This is a genomic window from Rickettsia tamurae, from assembly GCF_000751075.1.
GTDB lineage: Bacteria > Pseudomonadota > Alphaproteobacteria > Rickettsiales > Rickettsiaceae > Rickettsia > Rickettsia tamurae.
The window spans coordinates 18,427-43,990 of record NZ_CCMG01000026.1 but is presented as its reverse complement, the minus strand read 5'-3'; the positions used below and the strand labels follow the sequence as shown (position 1 = coordinate 43,990).

The window sequence follows — 25,564 nt, the reverse complement described above, 5'->3', positions numbered from 1 at the left end:
CCTAATTCTTTAACCTGCAATGCTCATACCATACTTCACTCCACGCGGTACAAATATTCTTCCAATCTCGGTACTGGTATTTGAAATGATATACATCCCACTTAACTTCATATCTTTGGCACTCACTAACACCACCACTACCTATAGGATTAATGCCTATATTTTCATTAATTTGCTCAAGCTCCGATCCTATTTTTGATGCTATGATCGACCTTAATTGATGCTGCACAGAATGATCCTGCCTCATATTCATATAGAAATATTTCTTTGTTTTTCGTCCCCTTCTGTCCTTCTTGTACAAAGCCCCTTGACTCAGAAAGTGATGGTGATTTCTGCATATTTCCTCACCTGATATATCAATTGCTCTCTCCTGCCAAGGTTGCCATTGCCTCTCCTCCTTTAAGCATTTTAAGTGCAGTACATCACTGCAATTGTAAATGTTTCTAAGTCTTTCGCAGAAATGTTGGTCATAGATAGTATCTTGTCTTGTACTATATACTTCTTGCTTAAGTTCCATGAAATATTCAGGATCTCTCTCAATATTTCCTTTAACCGTCTTACAATCCACTCCTATATCCCTAAGATTTGCTATGATGTTCCCTATCATCTTAGAGCTGCCTTTTGCTATTTTCTTCGCATCCTCTAAATGTGCCTGCATGCCCGGTCTACTTAAATCCACGAACATTTCATTGTGAAATGGGTCTTTTGCCATTTCCCTTCTTGCAATGCTATCTAATTCTAATACATCCAAACTTTCCAATCTTGCTCTCTCATGTGCGATCTTGCCTGAAATAGGAGGCATCTTATTCTGACCAATTTGCTCTGCTATTGCCTTTTGATCTTGCTCTACCGTTGCTTTAAACTCTTCTAGGTTTGGTACGCTTCGCTCAAATAATGGATCAACTTTATTGATGTTGGTCTCTAACTGCTCATCTAAATATTGAGCAAAAGCAATATTGGTCATAATTTGCATAGCTACCCATAACAGCATTAATACAGCATTGTATAGAGTCGTACCTAGTAGCAGCATCTTCTGCGTCAAACAAATTCTCCGCTTCTCTGCTTAGTACTATCACCGGCACTTGCTGAGCTTTAAAAGATTTAAATGCTTCATCATCAAGCTCAAGACCGCCGATGTCGTTACCTTCAACTATTTCTTGGGCAAGCCTTAATAATTCCTGAAAGCTCCCCTTAGGTAGACCGTTAAATACTAAATACCCCCCATATCTTTGTGCTTCCTTGTAATAGCTACGTAGTAAATTTAAGCTCATAGAGCTACTTACAAAGATTCTAAGTTTTGTGTCGCCCTCTTCTGCCTCGCCTAGTGTATCTACTACATCTGCAGCACCTAAAGTTTCATGCTTTGTAGATCCTAGCTTTTTAGATACTTGCTCAAATTCTTGATATTTGTCCTTTAGTCCCTTATTTATCGTGTTTTGTAATTGCGTTTGGAGTTTTTCAGCAAACTCTATATCTTCTTTAGATACCTCCCAAACACTCCCGAGACTGGACGTGCAATAAACGGATAAAATCATTAAAATTAGAGTGCGCAGCAATTCTTTTTCCTCCAAATTAAATAACCAAAATCTTGCCCTTTATACGGATATTCACGAAAGCTACTATAGGCAGTATCAGTAAGACCAACGGGCCAGCAACCAATATCCTTACCACCAGTTGTTGCTTTCGGATTCACCATCTGTAGCTTGTACTGGCTCTTTTTAATCTTTAAATTTTTAGACTTGCGGCATAGCGCTCCGTTTACCTTAGAGCTACTTGTTGAAGTTACATCTGCTAAACCTAATCTATGCTGCTTTGCAAGAACTCTTAAAGTCAGTAAACTACTAGATTGCACTCCGCCCTCATGATCCGCATTTGCTCCGCTAAAAGGATACATATTGCCAAGACAACCTCCGCACCAAAACATGCTATCTATCGGTAATTTAAGAGTTGCAGCAGAGCAGTCCATACTGCATGCCGCTTGTGCTACGGGATTACCGAATAAAATAGCCTCAGGATTTAATAAACTTTGTAGTTTTGGATCGTTCCAAGTCACATCAAACTCCGACATATAAGCAACATCAAAGCTACCTTTTTCTAAGCACATGAAATCGGTTATTAACTCTAACCAGTAAATTAATGGATAAGCGTAGTAATGCACATGATAGAAACTATCATGTCTATAGCTGCTACTTTCATAACTCCTATTAAAACTACTTATTTTTTTATTATCGCTACCAAGAGATACACCGCCTAAATTAGTCATACAATATGGCGTCCTTGTCACATCTACTAAACGCACCGGCTCCCAAAAACCTATCGATATTCCAGGCGTTGGAATATTTGCCTTGGTGCACATACAAATAGGACTACTTGGATTCTTAGTATCTCTCTTTTTAGGAGCTATCCCCTTACCAATATTTATGCTTCCGATAGAAATAGGTAATATGCAAGACCAGCATATATCCGTTATGGGATTGACAAATCTTCCCTGACATGTAATATTTGCAGATACTGAAAAAGGCATGAAAATTGCCATTATCAGTATGATTATTTGCTTAATCATCCAATCTTGAAGTCTGCCGCCAAGCTTTCTCTTCAAGATTGGAAATCCCTTTATTCCCATCTTATTCTATAACCTATATTTACCCTTTATCCTTACTTCCTTTTATATTTAAGTCTTTAGATAATTCTTCCTCTAATTCTTCAATGGTCGGTAGTATTGTTCTTATATTTTCAGGTAATGTTTCTGTAAAACGATATTCCGCTAGACCTATAGGCTTACTCATATCACGTAAAGCATATTCGACTTTTATTCTTTCTCCTTTATCCCGACATAAAATTAATCCTATAGTTGGATTGTCCGTTGGGTGTTTTAAAATATCATCTACTGCTGATAAATAAAAATTCATCTTGCCAATATATTCTGCTTTAAATTTACCGGCTTTTAGTTCCACAACAATAAATGAGCGTAACTTTATATGATAAAAAAGTAGATCTATATAAAAATCTTCTGTACCAATTTGAACAGGATATTGACGACCTAAAAAAGCAAATCCCTCACCTAATTGAAGTAAAAATTTTTCTATATGGCTCATCAATGCATTTTCAATTTCACGTTCATGAGCTTCATTACCTAAACTTAAAAAATCAAATATATATGGATTACGTAATGTTTGTTGTGCTAGATCAGATTGAGGAGATGGAAGTCTGTCATTGAAATTTGTAATAGCCTTACCTTCTCTTTCATATAAATCTGTTTCTATCTGCATAGATAAAATATTACGAGACCAATTATACTCTAAACTTTTTTGTATATACCATTGTCGCTTTTGTTTATCACCTACCATATACATCAAAATGATATTGTGACCCCAGGGTAATCGGTTAACAAGCTGTTGACCAATTTCATCAAATGTATATATTTCTGCAAAACGCTTCATATATTTTAAGTTCTGAGGACTAAAACCTTTTAAATTTTGAAACTCTGCTCTTAAATCTTTACTTAACTTATCTATTACTTTAGAACCCCAGCCATATCTCTTTTGACGATCTAAAATCTCAGTACCAATATAATGGTAAAGTGTTATGAGCTCCGTGTTAACTGCTCTAGCCGCTCTCAATCTACTTGTAGCAACTCGATTCTTTAATTTCTCTAAAAACTCTGCGTATCCTTGAATATTAATGCTAGTACCATCACTCCCACTATATTGCTTTATTACCATGATTACCTTATTACCTATTTTTTAAATTCTTCTTGACTCTTGCTGATTATTACTTTTAACTTATTTATGTTAGTAGGTTTCCTGCTCTTCTTCTTGTCGCCTACTAACGTTATTCTTTATGACTCTTGGCTGCTAGCGGCGCTGCATTTCCTATTCGTTCCTAGCAGTTATTTTACGTCTAATCTAAATCTTGATCTCAGATATCTTAAGCCTCTTGCCGTCTTGTACCACTATTGCCGGTACTTGCTCTATACCAAACTTATTCGTTAACTCCCCTGCTTGATCAAAATATAATGTTCTACCTATCTCCTCTTGTAACTCCAGTATTTTTCCACCTACAAGAATTATCCGAATTTCTAAGTTATTGTTTTCGTTGTTATTCTTCTCTTTATTTTTTGCTTTCGTATCCTCTAATCTCTTCTTAAGCCACTCCATTTGCTCCTGACTTCTTCCATCAATAAATATTAACTCACGATCAAACACCATGTGATCTAGCGGATTCACTTTTGTTCTTTCCTTATGTAATATCTTGCCGTCAGGTAGTTTAATATCCTCCGTTAATGTAAAACTTGGATCATACCAAAACTTCCTTGGCTTACTTGTAGCTCTTATGCCAACAACAGGTGCTGGCTCTAATACCTGACGTCTTGCTGTTCGTAGCATCTCTTCTTGATGTTGCTGCAAATCAAGCATCGATAAACGATTCTTAATCATACTTACAAACCCTTCCTCTACTACCTCGTATGTTGTACCTTGCTTTCCTAGCTCTACTCCTAACACCGAGCCACTAACCCAAAACAACACAACAAATCCAAATATTATTTTCACTTCTGTCTTCAGTAATTAAATGGATTATTAGTTTTTACTACTGATAACTATTGTTTTTACTAGCAGCAGAAATACAAAGATACTGCTTGGTACTAACAACCACATTACACCGTAGTGAATAACCGTCCATAAACCTAAAGATTTACATAATAATAGGGTCATCATGGACAATAACATGCTCGCAGCACCACATATGCCTACTTGATCTAATTCTTCTTGTTTGTGCTTCACATAACTTGCGATCACACTACCGCCACTAAAAAACATAATATAAGAAAACATACTACTTGCTCTGTCATACCCTGTATTTGCAAATGGCACATAACAAAATATGTACCATATGACTACAGTAAGTAGCACTAAACTATAATTATATGGGGTATTTAAGATCTTATTCATTATTTGACACTTTTTGTTCTCTAGCATTTGTTTTTCCTCTTAATTGAACGCCTAATTGATTAATTACTTTTTCATATACTATTTTACTAATAGATTTAGTGTTTCTGCCTTCTACATAATTATCTCCTACAAATATCACACGGTTATAATTATCCTCGTGCTTCATAGCTTCTTCCCTAATTAAACTGATTGCCTTATTAATCTCTCCAAAAAACATCCTGCCCGCAGGGTCTTGGCTCTGCTCAAGTCTTGCTTTTTCTAAATCCATTATCTCACTGCGTGATACATATAATATTTGCATTTTATCTTGGTAATTAGAGAGCATTTGAGATCCAAGATGTCCACAGCAACACCCTATTAGAAATATTAACAATACTATAGATATCATTATCACATTCACTTGATGCTTATTTACTGCAATATTATTTAACGCCTCCACCTGAAGTGATGTCTTAGACTCGTTGTTTGATATCTGATGCTGACTCATGTTAGAATTATCTCCTCTCTGCCGCTTTTTGGCTCTATACTTTTATGATCCACCTTAAATACCGGTAGTTTCTTGCCCTTTCTTTTGATAAGCTCCCTAATTGCCGTATCCTTATCTATTCCATTATTCTTGCATTGATGCAAAAAGCCATAATCCTCACTCTCCGTCGAATACAAGCACTCACTATACGGATCTACTACTAACCGCCCTACAACACGTAAATTACTGCCCATAATCATAATCTCAGAATATTTATTCTCCGGATCTTTGGTAATAGTCTCGATTAATGGCGCGCAATTCTTGAACTTCTCAGAATGCCTCATCTGACCAATCCCAGCTGGCTCTTGACGCAGTACTGCCGTCCAGCTGCTATTATTTAAAATGGCCTGATGCTTCGGACCATTATCTAAATCTTTGTACTCTTGTACGCAGGTGATTAAACTCCCACCGTATTTTCTGACAGTTCTTGCAAACGCTTCTAAAAAACCTACGCTATGATCTATAATTCTCCATGCCTCATCAACAATTAATACAAATCTCTTACTTCTATCCCCACATAAAAATTGCATTGTTATTTGCATTAATATTATGCCCAAAATGACCAACAAGAACACCTCATCGCCTTTAACTTCTTCAAATTCAAATACAGTTAAAGGCGAATTGAATTTAGCATTCTTGCCTTGTCTAAAATACCTGCCATGCACTCCACTCGATGTATATGGATATAGAGATATTGCAAGATCTCTTCCCATACCATTTTCCATCTCTTCTAAAACTTTGGCATATTTATCTAAGTTTAATGTGTCTCCGTATTGCTTTATTCCTTCATTTAATCCCTTTTCAATTATAGCTTCTTTTGTGTTATCCCCACTCACACCGCACATAGTACTAATTGTCGTCTTCGCGTAAATAATCGCATCCTTGGTTACAAAATGCTCTCCAATCTTTAAAACCTCAATAGTCTCATTCTCGGCTACCTCTTTTGTATTATTATTTTCTGAAAATAATATTTCTAATCCTTCAGCGGTAAGACCGGTACGCTGAATGATTTCTTCTTTGCTTCTACCTTCTCGCTTTAGCTTCTGAGCTTCTAAATAAACAGCTCCGCTACCTATAATCCCATGAAACGGATTAAGTGATAGATCATTAAGTGCATTAAATCTTAGAAACTCACTATTATCCATAGCCTCAGCAATATTTTGGTAAGACGAGCCAATATCTAGCACAAATACTTGTACATTTTGAGACACTAAACTAGTAGCGAGCTCTTGCAGAAAAAAATGACTTACCGCTACCTGATGGTGCCATCACGCATACATTATAGTTACCGGCACCTCCCACCCTATAAAATGGATTCCAGTTAAACATCTCACCTTTGCGACCAAGTAGTAAGACACCGCTTCTATTAATACCTTTCCATTCCCCATGAATAGGTAATTTAGCAACTACCTCACTTGCAGGAACGTTTTTTACTAATTGAAAGAATTTTAAAGATTTCCAAAAAACTGCTTGCTGCATTGGCAGTATTGATAACAAACCAATAAGATGTAATTTATCGTTTCTAGCTAGTTGAAAATCTAAACTATTATAATGGCTAAGCAGTTTCTCTTCTGCTATTTCCACCCCATTTTTTGTAGTTGTGATAAATATTTGCAAATTCTCAGTTAAAAATCTCTCACCATTCTTATTGCGATCAATTAATACTTTCCACCACTTCGCTTCATTCTGTAAACTAATGTCATGTCTTGTGTACCATTTCTCGGATGCATGAATGCTACGCAGCCCTTCTGCAATTATTTTTCCCTCATCTGCCTTATTGATATTATTTGATATGGTGTAACTTATTATTAATCTTGCAGGGAAACCCCCTTCAAGATCAGGTCCAAGAAGTGACACCATATCATTAATCCCAAAACTCTCGGGTAATTTCTTGAGTGTATATCCTCTTGTCACTAAATCAGTGTTTAAATGCTTAATCTCTTCTTCAGTAATACTTGCCTCATGAAGCCCTTCAAATATCTGATCCGATATACGCTCAAGTAAATTATGCTTATTAGAATTACTTTTTGTATGACTGCTACTATCAAAGCTTTTTGTACCCACTTGTCCTTGCGAAGATAAAGGCGTAAGCTGCATATTAACCAAATCATTAACAAGATATTTTAAATCAACAACATCGCAGCTACGAGTATTTAGCTTAATTGACGCAAATTTCCTCAGTAGCTTTTCTTTAAACTTAACGAGTAACTCTAATTTATTGTTATTGCCATCAACACCTCTCATGCTACAACTAACATAAGTTTTCCAATCTCGCCCTATACGGCCGTCACTATTACCGATATCTCTTGCCTTTTCTCTTAAAAAAGCCTCGCGATATTTTGTAATTCTATCTAACATAGGATCATTATGAGCTGTTCTTTCGCTTCTCCATAAACTTAACTTATCTTCAATATTATTGCTTCCTACTACTAAAAACTGCATGTAAATCCCTTCGGGAATCTCATTATTGAAAAAAAGATTTAGGTTCTTTTCAAGTGCCTCATTACTACCTACTCTCATTGAGATTTCTGTCAAAAAACCAGCAATACCGTCATCATTAAAAAATATACCAATGCCAGGTACATAGCTTTTATAGGGCAGGTAACTTTTTAGTGGTACTGCTCCTAAAAAATTACGCTCAAGATGAGCATTTAAGCACTTATTGGAAGTTTCCTGCATCTCATTTGAAGCAAAACCGCAATAATCTTCTACTTTCTCTATTAACCTTCCAAGTACCATCTTATCTTAAATCCTCTAATTTTAATTCCGGCTTTATATCATTTTGATTCTGCGTATAGCATTTACCGCCCTTGCATCTCTTCTTTTGATTTGTGACGCTTTCAATCCTGCCACTATCTATTTGTGCGTTCACTATGCTTACTGGCGCGCAATTCAGCCCCCTTGCGTCTGGACAACCAAAATGACTACTATATGTAGAGCAGCCGCTTATACTTACAGCGACCAATAACATTGATCCTAGCTTGATGTTCTGCACTAGTTTCTTAATATTCATCATACTCCTCCGCTTGTACTTGCTTATTAATCTTGCGGGCTTTGGCAATTTTTTGCTGCATACCAACTTCTCCTAAGAAAAAACCTTTGGTAAATATAACATCCACCTTAACGCCGCCCGGCACGGTAAGTACCGGTGACATCTGCTCAGCAAGCCTTAAATAATAATCAGCTATCTTCTCACCCGCGTTACTTCCGCCGTTTAAAAGTCCTTGACCAGCTAAATCTTTAAATCCTTGGCGTTTTGTATTGACCGCTCCAAGTGATGTTAGAGTTAAACCTTCTACTCCTTTACTGCTTGAGGCAAGACCGCTTAACATTGAGCCAATGAAAGCATTTTTAATATGTCTGTTACTTGTGGCAATTACCTTGCCCTTAATACCATTCATACCATCATCACCATGTACTACACCTATCACGTCACTTGTAGTTACTAGCTCCGTTTTAGGATCGATGCAGATTAATTTCTCAGCTCTAATAATCACTCTCTCACTAGAGAGATCCCCGTAGCTGCTGCCTTGAATTCTGCATTTACTAATATCTACATTAATGTTTTTTGGTAAATTGCCTCTGTTACTGAGTCTTATTACCACCGGAGTTGCATTCTCGCTTGCCGTATTAATCCCAGTAGAAGTTACAATCCCGCCTAAAGTATAACCACTTACAAAACTAGTCTCAGGTATGTAATCACGTATGTCTTTTGGCTTGTCCCATTGCACGTTACTACCAAACTTAATTGAGCTGACCTCCCCGCCTCTAATTACCGCTTCTTGTTCATATTTGTTACTCTCAGCAATATCACTGACTCTTTTTAGCTCAAGTGCTGCACTTTTTAATTCATCTTGAGCAAATTTTAGCTGCTCAGCCATTTTTTGCAGCTCCTGCTCCCGATGCTTACGCTCCTCTTCTTCTTTAGCACGCATATCACGCATTAAGCTTTCTACTTTCTCTTGTAGCTCATGCTGACTACTTCTTAGTTTATCCTCAAAGTGGTTTTGCCATATTTTGTTGCCGTCCATCGCCTCGTACGAGGTGTCAATATTACGTCCTTCATCCGCTCTTTTTTCCTCATGCTTAATCTTACTGCTACTGCCGACTTGTAACTTCAACACCTAAAATTAGCAAACATACATACAACCATCTTCGCTCCTGTGCTTTACGAAACGTGCTAACGCTTGTATTTTCTATGGACTCACTTTCAGATGATGTTAAATTTGATCTTTTATTTCTGATATTTTTAAATATTTCTTTTAAATTAATCACTCTCCACCTCCTTCAAGGCTATCAGCACAACGCAATTACGCCCAGGACGTAATATGCTACAGCTCTTCCCAATCATTGCATACTCACCTTCAAATATCTGCTTTAACAGACAATCAGTAAGTTCTATATCTTTACCTTTTTTAAAAACACCCGATGAAATGTTAGTAATAGTGAGCTTTGCACCTACATAAGGACCATATCTATATGACATATCTTGTCTTATTTTAAGTCCTTGCGACTCTAATTTATGAATATGTCTCTTACTTGTATCTACAATGTATTGATCAGGTTTATTTGAATGCATATATCGCATTAATCTTGCTATTTCCTGATTATCTGTATCTTTTGATGAATGACAGTTTTGCTTCTCTTCTATAAAAATTACCTGTCCTTTGCTGCCTGCCACTCTTAAACTAAGATCAATTGTGCGACCTCCTGCCTCAATTGCTGACATCTCTATATCTTCACCAATTGCTGCATGAGGCGTTATAAATAAGTTCTTACCGACGGCATCTTGCAATATCTTGTATTTTGTGCCATCGCCTATTACTTCAATAATATGTTTGCCCGAAAACCATATTCTATTTAAATGATCTTTGCTGATTACCGCCTTAATTCTGCTGCCTTGCTTATAACAATATGTTTGCTGTGCTAATGCAGTTCCTGTTGTTAAAATGATAAAGGCAATGCTAAGTATTAACGATCTAACTCTACTGATCATGATGCATACCTCTCTTATCCACTGCTTTTTCTATCTTCTGCATATTTTCCTCTTCCTCTTTTAGTAGTGCCTCTTTTTTCTTCAGCTCTTCTTCGCTTTCAATATGATGAAACTCCTTTAATCTAAGGGTACTTCCAGCGTAATCATAGCTTAAGAAATATGAAGTCTCTTTAACGTCAATCCCGTGATCCCCAAATTTCGTAGTTAGCACTCCTTTGGCAATCACGCTATTATCTGATGAATTGACCTCCAAAGATTTAACAGCAAAATATGTAGATAAGCCAAACTGCTTATACTGCTCTTTAACATGAGAGAAGTATTGCCTGATCTCTTTCATATATTTGGTGCTACTATGGCTTATATATTTGCTGATTAATGCTTCCTTATAACCTACTACGTCTTTGTTCAAATCAAGAAGCATCGATAAATACATTAAGCTTACCTCTTCTATGTACCCTTCTGATACCTTACCTTGACCTAGCCATACTTCTTGAGCAAGACCAGGTACTAATATCGTTTTATCCCGCGTAGTGATTAACTTTAATGTTAAGCCGCAGCAGATAAAACTAAGCATCAAGGTTAAAATTAAAAATAAACCTCTTTGCTAGCATCTTTGCTTGATCACTTAATATTTTTTCCTGCATGGTTTTTATTTGTTTTTTTATTATGCTTATTAATTTTACTGCTAATATTCTTGTTATTTACTCTTAGCTTTTAGCTCTTAAGTTTTTTTAAAATATTCTCCGCTGGTATGATGAAGGTATATGCTTGCCAAGCAAAACATTTGAACCAAGCCATCGCCAGTAAAAATTCTTTTGAATATTGCCAAGCCTATACTCCTTCATCAAATAACTTCCGAGTACTGCACCAACAACGCTTGCTGCTACGCCAAAAAGTAAGTTCTTTAAAGCCCAAACAGTTACGCCAGTCACGCAACTACCAAGAATTACTCCAATCGATATATTAAAAAATCGCGTCTCTTTGTTTAAACATTCATTGAATCTTACTTTGGTCATAGTTTTTTACTCTTAATACTTATTCTTAATCTTTAAATACCAGTCATAACTTTAATAACCTCAATCACTCCGTATCCTCCTAAAAATCCAACACCAGCTACTTTTGATCTCTCTCTTAAATCACCTTGCGTGCCGAGTGCTAAACCTCCTCCTGCGGCTACACCAATAATCAATGAAACATAATCCTTAAATAACTTAACTACGGGCGATATTATCGCATCCCCAACTTGCTTACTTAAGTCCCATGCTGCGTTCGCATCTACGGCTATCAATAATACAGTACCAATTATTGCTGCATATTTTAGTTTGTCAGATTGTTTTTTAATTATATTAATTGCTTTTTTAGGCATCATATTAGCTTTGCTCCTTTTTGATTAATTGATTACTGATGATTAGTTAAATTAATTACACAAAATACGTAACAAGTTGGATATAGTTGTCTATTGCTGCACTACCGGTTGAATATAACGTCGCTAAATAACCACTATTTGTTTCTTTTGTGACTTTTTTTATATTTTTTGTTATGTTTTTGGAATTTTTGTCTTGAAAAAACTTGATATTTCTGAAATCTCGTAATAACATAAGAATACCTTTGAATAGGTTAATTAGTTAAAAAGCCGTTTACGGTTGTTTAATTAAATTAAAAGTTCATCTCAGTAAGTAATCAAGTTTGCCGACTGTATACTTACTGAGAGTAAAAAATCCTTTCTCAAATCTTTCAAGAAATTCCACACAATTTTTTTAGTGCTAATTAAAGCTTAGCCATCTTTCATCTTGCCTGTCAAAAAAAAAAGCAACATTCAATATTTTTATTAGGCACATGTCTTTAGGCAAAAAAATACAAGAATTTTTGACACAACAAATCGAAAACATGAAAATTAAGAAAAAAGATTTTATCATGAAATGTGGTCTTACTCAGCCCATTTTTAATAAAATGATGCAAGGGAGATTTTCTAATCCTAAACTTACCACCCTTACAAAACTCGCAAATTTTTGTAATACGTCTATTGATGAAATACTAGGTAGAGATCCTCGGTACTACAAAAATAAGACTAAAAATTTCCAACATACAGATTCAGGTATAATTGCAGAAAACTTATTATCAGTAGTACAAAATACTATGACTGATCTTAATATCAGTGCCGCACAATTATCAAATAGAATTTATGTCAGCACAAACACTCTTGTAAAATTTCTAGAAAGGGGGGCAAAGTCAGTGCCAGGTGCTGCGACCACTCTTGCCCTTGCAAACTTCCTTGACACCTCCATAGATGATATGATCGGTCGAAGGCCTCCATCACGCACGCAAGAACAAAAGCAAGATATTCCAAAACAACTATCCTCATTTTCTAAGCAGGATTTTGAGAAGCTTTCTGATATTAAACATTCTGTTAAATCTTCCACTCCTCAAAATCAAAACCTTAAGAAAACTACCTCTACCAAATCTTTTAATAAACAAAAAGATGAAGGTAGAAGTCGTTGAGTATTAAAAATCGCTATGGTGAGCCTGTTCGCCTAATATTTCTGTATTAGAATCAGACGTATTATATCCATCTGTTATTAGTTTAAAAATCTCCCTACCATCTGGTAATATCATTACTTTACTAAAATCATCCATCTGTTTATTAACATGCTGCATATCAATCCCTGATTTAGGTATTTTAACATGTTTTATTAAGACCGAGATTTCATGTACTTTATTCTTAAAAGTAATAGGCAAAGAAAACGCACATTCTTTATTGGCAACTCTAACATCTTTTAATTCTTGAGCTAGTGAAAACATAAAGCTTGCTATATCATTATCTTGTTTTACACCAATACCTTGCCCAAAACATGCATATAAGGAGAATGGGGCTTTTTCATGTCCTAAGCACAAAGCAATCCAAAAATCTTTAGCTGCTAGCACTCCTGCACCATCAATTTTTGTTTGGGATTCATTATTATCAATTAATGTTTGTCTATCATTATAATAATTTTCTGCAAGTTTGTACCAGTACTCTGCCGTAGTATTTGTATCAGCGTTATTTTTCTTCTTAAATATATTCTTAAACATATTATTATCCTTCCATAATTTAATAAATTTAAATACTCCATTGTTTAGTATTTTTATCTGTTTTACCTAAACCTTTGTTATTACCGTTTTCCTTAGCTTTGTTCTGTGTCTTTGTTGCAGCTTCTTTTGTAATCTTTGTTTTGTTTTTTGTATCGCTTGAGCCTATATCTTGTTTCGTTATATCAGACCACGATCTGATTTTATCAACTTTCTCTGAAACCTCAATTGAGAGTTTAGCCTTTTCAGGATGCACTTCATGTATATTTTCAAAAACTTTTGCTTGGTCAACTCAAAAACTTTTTATATCTGGATTTTTGGCTAATTCCAAACCCTGTCCAATTTTTATCGCTTCCTTTTTTCTCTCATCATAATGTTTTGCTGTTTCTTTAATTTTATTGTTTGCTACTTCTTGTTGTGCTATGTGGAAATCTTTTTTCTGCTTTAAAAATATAATTTTTTCAGCGTGTGTTGAATGATTAACATTTTGTATCTCTTTATCTATGTTTTCTATTTCAGTTGAATGGTGTCTATGCTCATTGTGGGCAACAATTCTAGCATTATGAATTTTTGCCCATTTCTCCTTTTCTTCCTCTATATCTTTGGGTGTACGAGCTAATTGTTGCCTTAATTCTTGACTAAGCTCTCTGCCCGATTTAGTATCCTCTAATGCTGTATCTAAATTTGTATTACGATTCTCCTGTTGTTTTAAATATTCTGTACTTATCGCATCAAAACTACTATACACAGCTTGCGTTTCCATAAACCTTAACATTTCTTCTTTCCAAGCTTGTACTTGAGCAGCTTCATCAACAATGCGTTGATTTTCAGACAAGATGTTAGCTATTAGACATTTTTTTCCTCTTTTTCTTTTTCGACAATGGATGCAATTAAAGCTTTTAGCTCTTTTGCAATCTCGGGGTCGACCCCTTCAGTTGATATAGATGCGGCACTAGATTTTAATTGCTGTATTTCTGTTGGATTAAAAGCGTTAATACGACATATTATTTTGTTAATTACATTTTTTACTTGTGCACCACTATATAATTGTGTGCTTATCTCGTCGTTATTTACATTTTTATCATCTTGTCCATCTTTACTCATAGCACCTCCTTTATATTTTATTTTTTTGTTGCTAAAATGCTTTACTACTTCTTTATTACTTCTTTATTACTTAACTTTATCTACACAAAAACGTTAATTGTACAGGGTAACTTTGTCAATTCTTTATATCTTTCTTACGTTTAGGAAATTGCAATACTTTACCCATATTTCCCTTTTGTGTTTTTTGTTTAGTATTTTTATTAGATATTTGAGTTTTAAATACTATGTCTAGTATCTCACTTGCATGTGTTACAGGATGTATTACTAGTGCTGTCTTGATTTCCTCAGGTATCTCAGATAAATCCCGCTCGTTATCCTTAGGGATCATGACTTCCTTAATACCTTCTCTTACTGCAGCAGTTAGCTTTTCTTTAAGCCCTCCAATCTCAAGCACCCTACCCTTTAGTGTAATCTCACCAGTCATTGCTATATCTTGTCTTATCTTTTTGTTACTAAGTAAGGAATATAGAGCTGTATATATAGTTATCCCTGCAGATGGTCCGTCTTTAGGCGTTGCTCCTGCTGGTAAATGTATATGTATGTCATGAGTCTTTAAGACTTCATCACTGATTTCTTTGGTTTTAGAATCTATGCTTGATTTTAAACAGGTCATTGCAGCATCTATTGATTCTTTTAATACTTCTCCTAGTTTGCCTGTGGCTTTAATCTTGCCGTCACCCTTGTATTTTGAAGCTTCTATTTAATTAAATCGCCTCCTCTTGCTGTATGAGCAAGACCGTTGATCATACCAATAGTAACTTCATCATCTTGAAGTTTTTGTTTAATGTATTTAGAGTGCTTGAAATATAGTTTCTTTAGTTAAGGCGATTTGTTCCTTTCTTGCTTCTGCTAAGAGAGATTTTTGTAATAACTCTCTTATTTTTCGCTCTACGTCTCTTACGCCTGATTCTCTAGTATAGTTCTCGATTATATACCTCGTTAACTCTTCTGAGATCTGAAACTTATTATCGGGTGAATCTACCTCTTTCATTAGCTTTGGTATTATGTAATCTTGCGTGATCTTTACTTTTTCATTATCGGTATAACCACTAATATCTATGACCTCCATACGGTGTAATAGTGGATATGATATATTATCAATTGAGTTTGCTGTGGCGATGAAAAATACTTTTGACATGTCATAGCCAAAATCAAAGTAATCATCAGTAAAGCTATCATTTTGTGATGGGTCTATTAACTGTAGTAATGCTCCTTCAAGTGCAGCACCTCTTTCTTGACTGATTTTGTCTATTTCATCTAAGATCATGACAGGATTGCTACTTCCTGCTTCAGAAAGGAGTGACGGTACTTTACCAGGTCTTGCACCCATATAGAAATCCATACACCCCCTGATCAAGCCCTCATCTCTTGCTCCAGCAAGTGATAATGTTACGCTTTTACGGTTTAGTGCTTTTGATATTATTTTAGCGATTGATGTTTTTCCGACTCCAGGAGCACCAACTAAACATAATATTGGGGGTTTAGCATTCTGAGAGTTTGCCATAAATGCTAAGGCTTCTATAATCTTCTGTTTAACACTGCTAAGACCATAGTGATTTTCGTTTAGTACCTTCTCAGCCTCTATAATATCGATAGATGCTTCGTCATACTTGCCCCATGGAAGTCTGAAAAGATAGTTGAGATATTTTTCTGTGTAGCTTCTATCGTTATTATTACTGCCTTGCATCTTTTTAAGATTTGCTATTTTTTGCATTGCTACTTTTCGTGCTCCGGGTGATAACGGTGTATTAGTTAATAATACTTCAAATGCTTTATCTAGAGCTTGGCATGCCATGGCGTCTAGTGCCGCTTGTTTATTCTCTAGTGCTGCGTCATATTTAGGATCTAATTCTATCGCCTTATCGAAAGCTTTAACTGCCTCAATATATTGCTTAAGTTCGTACAATGCATAACCTTTATTGTTATACGCAGAGGGGCATTTTGAATCTAATTCTATTGCTTTATTACAACACTTAATTGCTTCATCGTACTGTTCTAAAAAATTATACTGACATCCTTTTCCGGCATAGGCATCTGCATAATCAGGCTTTAGCTCTATCGCCTTGTCGTATGCTGCAATCGCCTCATCATATTTCTCTAATATATTTAGTGCATACCCTTTATAACAATATGCAGTGGCGTGCTTAGGATCTAATCCTATCGCCTTATCATATGCCTTAATACTTTCTTTAATGCCTTGATGCATAAAGCTCATGCTCATGCTCCTGCCCCACTCACAATAAAGCTTTGGGTCATTTGGCTCTAACTCTATTGCTCGCTCATAGCTGTTATGAGCTTCACAAAGCCTACCTGCCTTAGATAATAATAATCCTTTATTATAATAAGCCCTTTGTTGTAATAAGCATCTGCATAATCAGGCCTTAGTGCTACCGCCTTATTGTAGCAGCTAATAGCTTCGTTATGTTTTGCTAAACTGGCTAAAGCATACCCTTTTTCATTATAAGCTTTGGCATAATCAGGTTTTAGCTCTATTGCCTTATTGATGGCTTTAATTGCCTCTTCTGCCCGCTCTAACTTTAAAAGTGCTTTTCCTTTATGATGGTAATAAATAGAACGGGTAATAATATTACTTGCTTCCTCGAAAGATATTAATGCTTCTTTATATTCCCCATTCCCATACGACCTCTGACCTTGCCTAAAATAATGTTCTGCATCATTTTTAGGTCTAATGAATTTCTCAAGTAAGTTGATTATTGGTTCGTACCCTTCTATTAACTCCTTATCTTTAATTTTTGTTTTTTCATCTATAGTCCGTGCTAATAACTCGCTCAGTGCCACTATGCCATTTTTATATACTTTGAGGTTAAAGAGATTGGTATGATCTTCACTAGGTATATTATCAATGCCAGCTGTTTTCATGACTTTATTACATAGTTCAAGTGCTAATGCATAACGCTTCATATTTTTATGACGTATCTTTACTTCTCCCACTTCGGCTAAATTCTCTTGATATTCTATATTTTTCATACAACACCTATTTTCTAAGTATTAATTTGAGATTAATTCTTCATGTCTTTATTGGCAATGTTAAGGCAGGTACTACCCGCCTCTTTGCTTTACGACTTTTATTTTTGTTATTTTTTTTAAGGGTTTTTTATTCGTTTTGTCTTTAGATACTAACCTTCAGCTTTAAAACCCCTTGATGGCTCTTAAATCGCTTTTGCCTCTGCTGGTCATACAATAACTCTAGCTTAATGTTCTTACGGCTTGCTATTAATCCGATGCCAGCATTAAGGCTTGTCCTTTCATTTTGAGCATTAACTGATACAATACCAGTTCCGATAGTTTGCTGGGACTCGTGGTACGTTAAAGTGAAGGGATGGCTTTTGCCCCTGCTGCCTATTCTTCTCTCTACCGAAAAATGAGCCGTTGGAGTTATTGATATTGTTGATGTTGATGGAGTACTACCCTTTAGCTTAATAGGAGCAAATATTACTCTGCTGCCTATCTCACCGCTTATGGCTTGGTAACTCTTTTTAGAACGCTCTATAGACAGACTACTTGCTATTTGCTCTTTGTGGCGACTTACTTTCTCATATTCATACCTCAATCCAATGTGAGGTATTAGCGTAATATCTTGCGGTAGTCCTATCTTGTAGTTCAAGTGCGGCTCAAGACTAAATAGTTTTGATCTTACTTTTTTACCTTTGCTATAGCCTGCTGAACCTATTACCGAAATGCTCATATTAGGGCTTACTGGACGTGAGCCATATAGACTAAATATATGAGTATCATATTTAGCTCTTGTACTCGCGGTGCTGCTTCGTAAATCACTTGACCCGCCTTGATCTTGATATTTAACACGGCTACTAAACTTGCTAAACTAGCACCGAGCAGCAGATCCTTTTCAAGATTAATGTCTGCTCCAATAGTGCCTCCGGCTATTTTACTACTATAGCCATTCGAGTCTGCTTTAGATTTTTGTTTGTTACTGCCAAGCGTGCCACTACTCCATATGCTATAACCGGAGATTTTGTCAGTTACGTTATCATCTTCATCACCTGCAGCTACAGCAGCAGTTACTATATCTTTAGCAAAGATGCGGTGTCTGATCTGTTTACTAGATATTTTGCTTATCTTCCGTGCCTGGTTATGTGATGCTGCTACCATCGTTGCTTTTTTAAGTAGATCTTCTTTGTCTTTAGCAGTCGATTCTTCTTGTGGCTCAGTGCTTGCAGTACTATCTAAGTTAGTAGATATGTCTTTAGATAAACTATCTTCTTCGTCCACCTCATCTAGTATCTCAAGGACGCTTGCTGTGGTACTTTTTTCTTGCGATGCTTCCTCTGATTCGTTGCTGTCTGCTGCAATATTGGCTTCATTAATGCTATCGTTACTTGCAACAGCTGAAGATAGCTCCGATACTTGAAACTCTCTTATGATGTCAAGCTCCGCTTTCTTCTCTTCAGTCGCAGGTGGCGAAAATGGTATCCCGTCCTCGTCGCTGCTATCGTCAGAAAAGTCCGTTTCCCATTCTGAGTTGTCATCGTTAGAATTTTTACTGCTGCTACTTGTGTATACGGTATCGTAGCCGTCTGTATCTAAAATACTATCCTCTTCACTCCAATCACCAACGCTGGAACAACTAGATCCGCTATAGCCGCTATCTTCTATTGCCTCATCTAGCATTTTTATTACTTTCGCTTCTTCCTCACCTAATGAATCGGCTTCTGAAATATGTAAGTCTTCTGAACTGCTAAATGATGATAGAGGAGGTGCTGATGGCTCAAATTGCTTTTGTGTATTTGGTGTACTAAATTCAGTTTCAAATGCTTCACCTATCTCAGTATCAGGATCTTGCCAAGGTTCAGAGTATTCCGTAACGCTACTTGCCATACTAATAGTATCTATAGGCTTGCTGTATATAGGCTCTTCTGCTCCACCGCCTAGTGTCCCTGCTAAATTATTGATACCTTGATTTTTTAGCTTCTCTCTTAAGATTGCTATCTCAGATCTTAAATCTGATACTATGTTGTGATGTAGTGCCGGATCTATACCATTAACTACACCTTCCCTACTCTCGCCTCTTTCCTTTGCTTTTTGCTCTATCCTTGCTTTAACTGCTTCAGCTTCAGCTCGGCGTCTTTCTCTTGCTATCTCCTCATTCTTCTTAGCCGCTTCCTCCCATTTCTTTTTGTTCTGCTCCCGAATTGTTGCTGCTCTTGCTAAATTCTCCGCTTTCTTCCGTGCTTGCTCCTCAGATGTTAATTTAGGAGTTTGCTTTACCACTTTCTTTGACTTGGCACCATTCTTCCCTCCAGCTATACCATTTCTTCTTCTCTCAAGCGTATCATACAGTTGACTCATTAAATCCCCGCCGTCGCTAGTTAATACCTTAGGCTTTGGCTCTTTCTTTACCTTTTTTAGTATGTTTTTGCCAAAATTCCTTATCGATTCAAACAATGCTGACCTATTTTCTGATTTTCCTCCTATACTTGTGTCACTGACTAAATTAGGTATAGCAGGTAGCACAGGCGGAATTGGAGGAGCTGGTGGTGGAGATTGCGGCATGATTGGTGGTGAAGACACGTTAGTGCTAATTCCTGCAGAGTCCTTACCAAATAGAAAACTTTGATTTGGTTCTATAGCTGGTTGTGCTTTGGCATCTAATGTTACTGTAAGCATCATTGCCGATAAAAGACTTACGGATACTATTCGTGATATTCTGCCTATTGATCTGCCGTACTTTTTGCTATAGTAGCTTATTCTTTGACTAGCTGGTAAAAAGTAGTCAGGATCTAGATATTTTGATTGATTTGTTCCATGATCTGCTAATAGCTTAGTGCTATTGCCAACACAGTGATGATGTGATATATTCATAAATGACCTCATATTTATTTATGGGTTATTGCATTTACCAGTAAACACAAACCGTCCAAAGTTTTCAGTGTTTACTGGTTTTTCTTTTTATAAGGTAGTTTCTACTTTATTATCAGCTATCTCTGCTACCTCATACTTCTACTTTATTAAATATATTTTAGTGTGTCAAGAAAAATTACCTTGGGCATGGTATTTTTTAATTAAAACTGAGTCTGATTTATGAAATTGTCAATTCCTATACAAAAATTCTTAAAGAAAAATTTAATTAAACTTGGATTGAAAAGAAAAGACTTTGCACAAAAAATTAATATGACGTATCCAACAGTGACTAGGCTTATTAATGCTTCTAGAAATAATCCTGAATTTATGACAATTATTACTCTAGCTGATTTTTTTCATTGCTCTATTGATGAAGTTATAGGACGAAAACAATATATATTGTGTAATGCACAGCAACAACAATTTTTACAATTACCTTTACACAAAGTGCAAAAAAACCTTATCTCATTTATTAAGAATAAGTTAGTCTTAGAAAAGATAACCGCTTATCAACTAGCCAAAAAATTAAAACTTGGCGAAACTGTTATTCATGATTTTATAAAAGATGGTAGTAATATAAATATCCTAAGTAGTCCTGTCATTATAAAATTAGCCAATTATTACTGTATTTCTTTGGATATTATGATTAACAGAACTCTAGTATCTAATGAATCTTAACATATTATTATATAATAGTTATACATGATATATATAATAGATAAATAATCGTTATACATTACTTTGTTTTTTATCAATATATTCTGAAACTATTCTTACCATAAAACTAGATCTATTTCCTTCAGTTGGATTGCTCTTTAAGTAATTATTAAGTTTTAAGTAAAATGAATCTGACATAGAGATCATTCTTCCTTTATATGTATCTTTTTTTTCTTGATATTGTGGGATTTGTGGGTCACTACTTTGAATAAAATCAAATTCTAGTTTTGAAATAGCATTAGGATTTGGTATACTTTTTATTTTTTTCATATTTAAAATATATTATTCAATAATCATTATATAATAACATTATAATTATTATATATCTATTGTATAAAATTGTTTTAGTTTATCTTGTATTTCTTGACTAATATTCTCTATTTCTCGTACCGCTTTTTGATCTTGTGGAGTCTGTTCCACCACTCCTCTACCACTTTTTATAGAATGTTTAAATGCTACTCTTTCTTTAATATAAGATTGCAGAATATAATGAGGCATAATATTATTTTGTTCAAAAAACAACGATGCTTCTGCTATCGCAGTATCAGAGTATATTGTAGGTACCTTATTATATAATAAAAATAGTGGGATTTTTCTATTTTGAACTAACTGTAATTTTTTCATAATAGTTATCAATGATTCTACCTCCCACAATTCTACTGGTGATGGAGAACAAGTAGTAATCACGGCATCACTTCTCAATAATGAACTTCTCATATTTGAGTCATCAACTCCTGGGCTATCAATCAAAACGATACAACCTTGTTTTTTTTTATCTTCTGCAATTTCTAATAAAGCCTCACCTCGTACTCCAGCTACAAAAAGCTTATTAATTTTTTCACCAGCTTCAATCATATAATCTCGAACCTTAGACCACTTTGTGACAGTACCTTGAGCATCAGCATCTAATAATGCAACCTTTTTTCCTTGATTTAATAAAGCAGTAGCTAAATTTAGACTGAATGTTGATTTTCCTACTCCACCCTTTGTGCTGGCAATTGTGATGATATACATAATGTTATATGGATTATATTTGGATTAATTAATTATTATATATCTATTATATAATAATTAATTAATAACACCTTGTAATAATATAATCAACTTAATTTTTATGTATTGTTTAATTTAACATATACATATATTACACTTTAAAAGTGTAATATATTGTATTATGATACTTGACATTACATTATGTTTAATATTATTATGAATATAAAATATAATTTTGACGTTTATGGCTATATTAAAACATGATGTAAAAAGAGTAATGATATCTATGCCAAAATCTTTTCTGAAAGATTTAGATGCTCATTTACAAAATTTTGCACTTACAGATAGAAGTAGGTGGATTTTAGAAGCCGCAAAGGAAAAACTAGCTCAAGAAAAGGTATTACTTAATGAAATTAATGAAAATAACAAGGAATAAATAAGGAGTTAAGTATACAACCTTCGCTCCTTATTTATTGATAAGATAATCTTTGCCCGGATCTCTTATAAAAAGATATTACATAAATAATAATAAAAAGTCAAGGTTTTTAGGTACTTAGCTCCATAAAAGGAGCATAAAATGCAATTATTTTACCCACTTGCTAGGTCAAGTGAGAATATAGGTATACATAAATACCTTGATACCACAAAGAATCAATCATACATCCCAATAACTGGGTGTTTATTATCTCACATATTATCATGCTCTAGGTTATCTTCACTTGAGAAGATGTACTATATCTTAGCTGATTCTCTTTCTTATATTAACTCCTCTAAAGGACGTAATAGATCTATATCGCTACCTGCTAAAAGCTGGTCTTCTAGGCTATCTTGTTCTAAAGCTGAAGTATTTGTTCTACAAAAATCTTTAGAGGATAAAGGATATTTTCTTATCCATAGAGATAAGAATGAAAAAGGACAGAATAATCGTAACATTATTACCACAACAATATCTGATAAGGTTTTTAAGGATCTTAAATATGAGCCTGATAGATTTGCTCTTTGTGACATAAATGATGAAGCAGTACACCAAAATAACTCTAAGAGTTTAGACCTTATAGATAAAACCTTTATACCTACCATAGAAGGAAAAAGACAACATCTTGAAAAAACTAAGATGTTTATAAGAGTATCTTATCAGTTCTTAAAGCAATTAAATTCTAATTGTAGCATTTCTGCAATATCTAAGATCATATTATTATATCTTTTTACTAAGATTTATAAATCTTCTGCTAATAAGTACAATTATGACGATTCTGATAGTGCCTTAACCTATAAGTCATACTCTATTGTTACTTCTTATCAAGAATTACAGAAAGAACTTAAATTGCATAGAAATAGCTTGGCTAAAGCATTGAAAGACTTAGAAGATCATAATTTTATCTCTAAACAGAGATTTTTCATAAAAGATACAGAAGATCATAACAGCAGAGCTGATAAATCTTTATGGAAGATATCAGTGCTTAATGTTTCTCTCATCACCAAGCACCATAATCAGCATGAACAAAATAACCAGGCAGAACAGAATAACCAAGAAGAACATATAGGTCAACAGCAAGCAGTAATTAATAATCACAATCAAGAATCAGTAATTAGCGATCAAAATGAAGAAGAATACAATAACAATAAAACCTTGGAATCCTCTAAGGAATGGGAATGCACTAAATATGACCCTGCTTGCACTGATTCTGGTCAATTATATAATAAAGACTTTGTATTAAAGAATAGTATTATTAAAAATATAGATTATATAGATGCTAAAAAAGAGTTTTTGGGAAACGAGCTTTGCTCGTTTCCATCTGAATCTTATAACAATTCTTTTGAAAGTTCTATTAAGGCTAAACCATCTTGTTCTAATACTACCTCTGAGTCTGCTGCAAGAATCATCGAAGATATATCTGAATATAAGGAATTAAGGCATTTCTATCCACTCTCAGAACAAGATGTAGATACGCTTAACTTTAGAGCTGGTAGAGAATTCAGCAATAATTTTGTGAATCAGTTATTACTGAAGCTCTACATCAAATATCCTGAGAAGAGATTTAAGAACAAATTTATATTCTTAAGCTATATGGCAAAGATTCTAAAGAATGAGAAGCATCAAGGACCGCTTGTAAATCATACAACATTTAGGTTCAGCTGTAACATTAATTCGGAAGAGCAAAACTTACTAGAATATGAGAAATACCTAAGCCAAATAGAGAATTCCTTGGATACCAGCAAAGAAATGCAGGTAAGGAAGAAGATATCAGGAAGATTTAGTACTAATGTGGCATATGAGATACTGACACAAGTTGAGTTTAAAACAAATCATGATAATAGTTTTATTACTGCGTTAATCCCAAACCGACTAGATTTAAGTGAGCGACAAATAGCAACTTTAAGCGAGCAAATAGAAGCAGTGTATGGTATTAACGGTTATTATGTGACTGTGATTGGAGATGAAGGATCTTCTGAAGGTGGCAGGGGAAAAGGGGAAAGAAAAGAAGCGATAGAAAAGCAATATTCTAAAATCAAAGAACCTGATATTATTTCTAATAGCCAAGATATTGGAATTTTAGATATTGGTAAGGGATTAGATATAATAGAAGAAAACACAGCATGGCATCAAATCAGGAAAGGACTGATTGAGGAATTAGGGGCGGTGATAGACGGGGTTTGGTTTTCTAAAGCAGAGACTAAAGAATGCAGGGAAACTGGCACACTAACGCTAACAATGCCAACAAGGTTTATGGCGGATTGGATCAGAAATAATTACTCGCATGTGATACGCAGACTTAGCGAAGGATGTGGGGTTAAGAGGGTGGAGTACGGGTATATGTGATATTACAAAGAAAGCAAGCACTCTGTTTGAGTATGCTAGCAATACAGAGGTAGTTGGGAAAAATGTAGAATGTATTGCCACTCCGCACCTATACCACCCATCATTAAAATTAAAACCCCTTGAGGAAATAGATAAAGAAATACCAAGACCTTTTGTTAAATGGGTTGGAGGCAAAAGAAGTTTAAGAAAGGCAATAAGTGTTCGCATGCCAACTAATTTTAAAGATTACTATGAGCCATTTTTAGGAGGTGGAGCAATTTTCTTTAAGTTACAACCAAACAGAGCTTTCATATCTGATTTAAATTTAGATTTAATTATAACCTACAAAGTGGTTAGAGACGAGCCTTTAGGATTAATTAAACTACTTTCCGAGCACAAAGCTAATCACTCTAAAGACTATTATTACGAGGTGCGAAAGAGTAGCATTTAAACATTCTATAAAAAGTGGTAGAGGAGTGGTGGAACAGACTCCACAAGATCAAAAAGCGGTACGAGAAATAGAGAATATTAGT

At 35.0% G+C, this 25,564-nt stretch carries 31 protein-coding genes and 1 pseudogene; 5 read left to right on the top strand and 27 right to left on the bottom strand.

Annotated elements, in window-relative coordinates:
- Position 1: 1 nt before the first annotated feature.
- The 16 genes from MB29_RS07465 to MB29_RS07395 form a co-directional block, all read right to left on the bottom strand.
- Positions 2 to 991, bottom strand: a complete 990-nt coding sequence (locus tag MB29_RS07465) for a hypothetical protein (RefSeq protein ID WP_233419031.1) — start codon at positions 989 to 991, stop codon at positions 2 to 4.
- The gene (locus MB29_RS07460) at positions 930 to 1,556 is read right to left on the bottom strand and encodes a TrbC family F-type conjugative pilus assembly protein (RefSeq protein WP_233419030.1); all 627 of its coding nucleotides are present in this window, start codon (positions 1,554 to 1,556) and stop codon (positions 930 to 932) included. Before MB29_RS07460 ends, MB29_RS07465 begins: the two co-directional genes overlap by 62 nt.
- Positions 1,541 to 2,563: a conjugal transfer pilus assembly protein TraU gene (traU, locus tag MB29_RS07455; protein ID WP_215426299.1), complete on the bottom strand. Its 1,023-nt coding sequence runs from the start codon at positions 2,561 to 2,563 to the stop codon at positions 1,541 to 1,543. The genes MB29_RS07460 and traU overlap by 16 nt, the downstream gene beginning before the upstream one ends.
- A 79-nt stretch (positions 2,564 to 2,642) precedes the next feature.
- Entirely contained in the window at positions 2,643 to 3,722 is a 1,080-nt protein-coding gene (locus MB29_RS07450; RefSeq protein WP_032139698.1) for a PDDEXK nuclease domain-containing protein, read from the bottom strand.
- 183 nt (positions 3,723 to 3,905) lie between these two features.
- Positions 3,906 to 4,526 carry a conjugal transfer protein TraW gene (locus tag MB29_RS07445; protein WP_233419029.1) on the bottom strand — a complete coding sequence of 207 codons (621 nt, stop codon included), beginning with the start codon at positions 4,524 to 4,526 and terminating at the stop codon, positions 3,906 to 3,908.
- Between the two features lie 51 nt (positions 4,527 to 4,577).
- Positions 4,578 to 4,949 carry a hypothetical protein gene (locus tag MB29_RS07440; protein WP_032139696.1) on the bottom strand — a complete coding sequence of 124 codons (372 nt, stop codon included), beginning with the start codon at positions 4,947 to 4,949 and terminating at the stop codon, positions 4,578 to 4,580.
- On the bottom strand, positions 4,942 to 5,436 hold the full coding sequence (locus MB29_RS07435) for a hypothetical protein (RefSeq protein ID WP_032139695.1): 495 nt from the start codon (positions 5,434 to 5,436) through the stop codon (positions 4,942 to 4,944). The genes MB29_RS07440 and MB29_RS07435 overlap by 8 nt, the downstream gene beginning before the upstream one ends.
- Positions 5,433 to 6,662: a TraG/VirB4 family ATPase gene (locus MB29_RS07430; RefSeq protein ID WP_215426293.1), complete on the bottom strand. Its 1,230-nt coding sequence runs from the start codon at positions 6,660 to 6,662 to the stop codon at positions 5,433 to 5,435. The genes MB29_RS07435 and MB29_RS07430 overlap by 4 nt, the downstream gene beginning before the upstream one ends.
- A gap of 28 nt (positions 6,663 to 6,690) precedes the next feature.
- Positions 6,691 to 8,214, bottom strand: coding sequence for a TraC family protein (locus MB29_RS07425; protein ID WP_032139693.1), 1,524 nt, complete (start codon positions 8,212 to 8,214; stop codon positions 6,691 to 6,693).
- A gap of 1 nt (position 8,215) precedes the next feature.
- On the bottom strand, positions 8,216 to 8,488 hold the full coding sequence (locus MB29_RS07420; protein ID WP_232049392.1) for a hypothetical protein: 273 nt from the start codon (positions 8,486 to 8,488) through the stop codon (positions 8,216 to 8,218).
- Positions 8,478 to 9,596: a TraB/VirB10 family protein gene (locus MB29_RS07415; RefSeq protein ID WP_215426292.1), complete on the bottom strand. Its 1,119-nt coding sequence runs from the start codon at positions 9,594 to 9,596 to the stop codon at positions 8,478 to 8,480. Before MB29_RS07415 ends, MB29_RS07420 begins: the two co-directional genes overlap by 11 nt.
- The gene (locus tag MB29_RS12015) at positions 9,574 to 9,750 is read right to left on the bottom strand and encodes a hypothetical protein (protein WP_215426291.1); all 177 of its coding nucleotides are present in this window, start codon (positions 9,748 to 9,750) and stop codon (positions 9,574 to 9,576) included. The genes MB29_RS07415 and MB29_RS12015 overlap by 23 nt, the downstream gene beginning before the upstream one ends.
- On the bottom strand, positions 9,743 to 10,471 hold the full coding sequence (locus MB29_RS07410) for a TraK domain-containing protein (protein WP_032139690.1): 729 nt from the start codon (positions 10,469 to 10,471) through the stop codon (positions 9,743 to 9,745). Before MB29_RS07410 ends, MB29_RS12015 begins: the two co-directional genes overlap by 8 nt.
- Positions 10,461 to 11,045, bottom strand: a complete 585-nt coding sequence (locus MB29_RS07405; RefSeq protein ID WP_032139689.1) for a TraE/TraK family type IV conjugative transfer system protein — start codon at positions 11,043 to 11,045, stop codon at positions 10,461 to 10,463. Before MB29_RS07405 ends, MB29_RS07410 begins: the two co-directional genes overlap by 11 nt.
- 157 nt (positions 11,046 to 11,202) lie before the next feature.
- On the bottom strand, positions 11,203 to 11,487 hold the full coding sequence (locus tag MB29_RS07400) for a type IV conjugative transfer system protein TraL (protein ID WP_032139688.1): 285 nt from the start codon (positions 11,485 to 11,487) through the stop codon (positions 11,203 to 11,205).
- A gap of 32 nt (positions 11,488 to 11,519) precedes the next feature.
- Positions 11,520 to 11,840, bottom strand: a complete 321-nt coding sequence (locus MB29_RS07395) for a hypothetical protein (RefSeq protein ID WP_032139687.1) — start codon at positions 11,838 to 11,840, stop codon at positions 11,520 to 11,522.
- A 467-nt stretch (positions 11,841 to 12,307) separates the two neighbouring features.
- On the opposite strand from MB29_RS07395, the gene MB29_RS07390 reads away from it, so the two are divergent.
- Positions 12,308 to 12,970: a helix-turn-helix domain-containing protein gene (locus tag MB29_RS07390; protein WP_032139686.1), complete on the top strand. Its 663-nt coding sequence runs from the start codon at positions 12,308 to 12,310 to the stop codon at positions 12,968 to 12,970.
- A gap of 3 nt (positions 12,971 to 12,973) precedes the next feature.
- Here the strand turns inward: MB29_RS07390 and MB29_RS07385 are convergent, their stop codons facing one another.
- From MB29_RS07385 to MB29_RS13215, 9 genes and pseudogenes are all read right to left on the bottom strand, one after another.
- Positions 12,974 to 13,540 (bottom strand): hypothetical protein, encoded by a 567-nt coding sequence (locus MB29_RS07385; RefSeq protein ID WP_032139685.1) that lies wholly within the window; start codon positions 13,538 to 13,540, stop codon positions 12,974 to 12,976.
- 28 nt (positions 13,541 to 13,568) lie between these two features.
- Positions 13,569 to 13,793, bottom strand: a complete 225-nt coding sequence (locus tag MB29_RS07380) for a hypothetical protein (RefSeq protein WP_032139684.1) — start codon at positions 13,791 to 13,793, stop codon at positions 13,569 to 13,571.
- Between the two features lie 36 nt (positions 13,794 to 13,829).
- Positions 13,830 to 14,372, bottom strand: a complete 543-nt coding sequence (locus MB29_RS07375) for a hypothetical protein (RefSeq protein WP_032139683.1) — start codon at positions 14,370 to 14,372, stop codon at positions 13,830 to 13,832.
- A gap of 11 nt (positions 14,373 to 14,383) precedes the next feature.
- Positions 14,384 to 14,641: a hypothetical protein gene (locus tag MB29_RS07370; protein WP_032139682.1), complete on the bottom strand. Its 258-nt coding sequence runs from the start codon at positions 14,639 to 14,641 to the stop codon at positions 14,384 to 14,386.
- Positions 14,642 to 14,756: 115 nt separating this feature from the next.
- Positions 14,757 to 15,341 (bottom strand): S16 family serine protease, encoded by a 585-nt coding sequence (locus MB29_RS09280; protein WP_084687015.1) that lies wholly within the window; start codon positions 15,339 to 15,341, stop codon positions 14,757 to 14,759.
- A gap of 90 nt (positions 15,342 to 15,431) precedes the next feature.
- Positions 15,432 to 16,856, bottom strand: coding sequence for an AAA family ATPase (locus tag MB29_RS09275; RefSeq protein ID WP_051965344.1), 1,425 nt, complete (start codon positions 16,854 to 16,856; stop codon positions 15,432 to 15,434).
- Between the two features lie 137 nt (positions 16,857 to 16,993).
- Positions 16,994 to 17,521: pseudogene (locus tag MB29_RS09270) on the bottom strand (tetratricopeptide repeat protein); the annotation flags it as partial.
- Between the two features lie 250 nt (positions 17,522 to 17,771).
- Positions 17,772 to 18,386, bottom strand: a complete 615-nt coding sequence (locus tag MB29_RS13220) for an autotransporter outer membrane beta-barrel domain-containing protein (protein WP_233419033.1) — start codon at positions 18,384 to 18,386, stop codon at positions 17,772 to 17,774.
- On the bottom strand, positions 18,356 to 20,482 hold the full coding sequence (locus tag MB29_RS13215) for an autotransporter outer membrane beta-barrel domain-containing protein (RefSeq protein ID WP_051965342.1): 2,127 nt from the start codon (positions 20,480 to 20,482) through the stop codon (positions 18,356 to 18,358). Before MB29_RS13215 ends, MB29_RS13220 begins: the two co-directional genes overlap by 31 nt.
- A 219-nt stretch (positions 20,483 to 20,701) precedes the next feature.
- On the opposite strand from MB29_RS13215, the gene MB29_RS07345 reads away from it, so the two are divergent.
- The gene (locus MB29_RS07345; protein WP_032139678.1) at positions 20,702 to 21,199 is read left to right on the top strand and encodes a helix-turn-helix domain-containing protein; all 498 of its coding nucleotides are present in this window, start codon (positions 20,702 to 20,704) and stop codon (positions 21,197 to 21,199) included.
- A gap of 51 nt (positions 21,200 to 21,250) precedes the next feature.
- Here MB29_RS07345 and MB29_RS07340 read toward each other — a convergent pair whose 3' ends face one another.
- Together MB29_RS07340 and MB29_RS07335 are read right to left on the bottom strand one after the other, a co-directional pair.
- Complete coding sequence (locus MB29_RS07340) at positions 21,251 to 21,508, bottom strand: hypothetical protein (protein WP_010424102.1); 258 nt, start codon at positions 21,506 to 21,508, stop codon at positions 21,251 to 21,253.
- A 48-nt stretch (positions 21,509 to 21,556) separates the two neighbouring features.
- The gene (locus tag MB29_RS07335; RefSeq protein ID WP_032139680.1) at positions 21,557 to 22,252 is read right to left on the bottom strand and encodes a ParA family protein; all 696 of its coding nucleotides are present in this window, start codon (positions 22,250 to 22,252) and stop codon (positions 21,557 to 21,559) included.
- A 223-nt stretch (positions 22,253 to 22,475) separates the two neighbouring features.
- On the opposite strand from MB29_RS07335, the gene MB29_RS07330 reads away from it, so the two are divergent.
- The 3 genes from MB29_RS07330 (at position 22,476) to MB29_RS09260 (ending at position 25,482) form a co-directional block, all read left to right on the top strand.
- The gene (locus tag MB29_RS07330; RefSeq protein ID WP_010424181.1) at positions 22,476 to 22,667 is read left to right on the top strand and encodes a CopG family ribbon-helix-helix protein; all 192 of its coding nucleotides are present in this window, start codon (positions 22,476 to 22,478) and stop codon (positions 22,665 to 22,667) included.
- Positions 22,668 to 22,808: 141 nt separating this feature from the next.
- Entirely contained in the window at positions 22,809 to 25,052 is a 2,244-nt protein-coding gene (locus MB29_RS07325; protein ID WP_032139679.1) for a DnaA N-terminal domain-containing protein, read from the top strand.
- Complete coding sequence (locus MB29_RS09260; protein ID WP_010424096.1) at positions 25,018 to 25,482, top strand: DNA adenine methylase; 465 nt, start codon at positions 25,018 to 25,020, stop codon at positions 25,480 to 25,482. Before MB29_RS07325 ends, MB29_RS09260 begins: the two co-directional genes overlap by 35 nt.
- Positions 25,483 to 25,564 lie beyond the last annotated feature (82 nt).